We start from the raw sequence: 1817 nt of genomic DNA, 5'->3' as shown, positions 1-1817 counted from the left end.
CGTATGATGCAGAATTTACTCCAATTGTCTCCCAATCAATTCAAACAATTATTGGAATCAAAGTTATCGATGAAAATACAATCGATGTGTACGTGAATTATTGGCATTTTGACAAAGGAGAAATTGCCGAATGGGCATCATTATGGAGTACTGTGCCATGGGAGATTTCAGCTGCGATGGAGCAAGCAGTTCTAGATGGTAAAGCATCTTTTTCAAGATCAGGGGCTACCAACAAAAACATCAGTTGGATTTCACTGATTGTTCCAAATGATGCTCAGATGATTAAAAGATACTTGGATGAATTTAGTGAGAAAAAATTTATTCCAAAATCATTGGAATCATCTAAAATTGGTTTTGATTATTTTAACGGTAGATATAATGCAGCATCAAAATGGATTACAGAACACAATCACGCTGTAATTAGTAATGGACCATTTTATCTTAGTGCATATTCACCAGAATCAAGAACAATTACAGTCAATGCATTCGATGATCAGACATATCCTTTCAAAGAAGGTCATTGGGCAGAATTTGAAAGTACCATATTTCCAGAGATAGTCAAGGTCAATGTACCAGATATAGTTGAAAAAGAAAGTAAGCTAAACATAGATGTAGAAACTACACATGCAGATTCACTTCTTTATTTTATTACAGGTAATAATAAAAATTCAACATTATCTGAAATAATTAAAATCGATAAAAACTTTACAGAGATAAATATCTCAGGGGAAGACGTAGAAAAACTAGGAGTTGGTGCAAAAGATCTAAAAATATTTGCTATTTCCAATTCAGTACTAAAACCAGACTATTATTCTACAAGTTTCTTAGTAGTAAAGAGCAAAGATACTTTGCCAGAAATTAACCAAGTCAATATTGAATTTAATAGAAAAGATAATTTTGAAGCGATTTGGTTGATAGTAATTGGAATTTGTGTAGTTATTGGTGTATCATATATTAAAAAAAGAAAAAATCATTAATTAGACAAACCATATTCTTTTAGAATTATATCTATTTGATCTTCAGATTCAAGTTTTGAATATTCGTCTAACAGATTTTGATTTAATTCATAAAAAGTGTGTCCCCATTTGAACTTGTCAAGAATTGCAAGTGCATCGTCTCTAAATCCTAGAATAAATAAAGATGCAGAAAGAGATTCAGCAGTAGTTAATTTATTTAATTTTGAGTAATTAACTGGATTACCTGCAAGTAATGGAGGTAATTTTCTTTTAATACCATTAAATTTTTTTGAGAATGCCTGATCTGCCAGAGTCCAAGAGCAATCAATTCCAATTATAGAATTTATCAAAGATTTATCAGAAGGTAAAAGAGTTTTTTCAGAAAAAGGATCCAAAACCAGTCCTTTATTTCCTATTTTTTTGATATTTTTTGCAATTCCAAACTTAACCATCTTTGCAGCAGTACATTTTTTTGGATCATCTTGATAAAACATCAAAACTTGAAGATTCATCTAAAATAATACAGAGTAAACAGTATTTTGAACTTACCCTAAAACAGAGTAATTAACTCTATAATAAAATCGGGATGCTTGTTCTTCTTTGATGATATCTACAGTCCAGTTTGCATCAGGTAAGAATCCATCAGGGGATTCTGGAAGGATATCAAATTTTTCAAGATAAACATCAGGACCGCTGTATCTAATTTTTAGATTAACACCATCAACAGATACAACTTCATATATTTGTCCAGGTTTTCGGGTAGAATCTTTTACAAGACAGTTTTCATCAGGTCCAATAACACAAACTCCAGACTCAGAGGTGACCCTAAGATTGACTGTAGATTGATCAGTTTTTGCAGTG

2 protein-coding genes and 1 pseudogene are annotated in these 1817 nt (G+C 31.4%); 1 reads left to right on the top strand and 2 read right to left on the bottom strand.

Going from position 1 to position 1817, the window contains the following annotated elements:
* A pseudogene (locus BG20_RS09535) lies at positions 1-977 on the top strand (ABC transporter substrate-binding protein); the annotation flags it as partial.
* On the opposite strand, the gene BG20_RS09530 reads toward BG20_RS09535, so the two are convergent.
* Positions 974-1468 carry a DUF367 family protein gene (locus BG20_RS09530; protein WP_048097206.1) on the bottom strand — a complete coding sequence of 165 codons (495 nt, stop codon included), beginning with the start codon at positions 1466-1468 and terminating at the stop codon, positions 974-976. The pseudogene BG20_RS09535 and the gene BG20_RS09530 overlap by 4 nt on opposite strands.
* A 33-nt stretch (positions 1469-1501) precedes the next feature.
* Positions 1502-1817, bottom strand: a 316-nt coding sequence (locus tag BG20_RS09525; protein WP_010194480.1) for a hypothetical protein, incomplete at its 5' end; no start/stop codon positions are given.

This window comes from Candidatus Nitrosarchaeum limnium BG20, from assembly GCF_000241145.1.
Taxonomy (GTDB): domain Archaea; phylum Thermoproteota; class Nitrososphaeria; order Nitrososphaerales; family Nitrosopumilaceae; genus Nitrosarchaeum; species Nitrosarchaeum limnae.
Note: the sequence above shows the minus strand (reverse complement) of the source record. Positions and strands in the feature narration are given on the sequence as shown.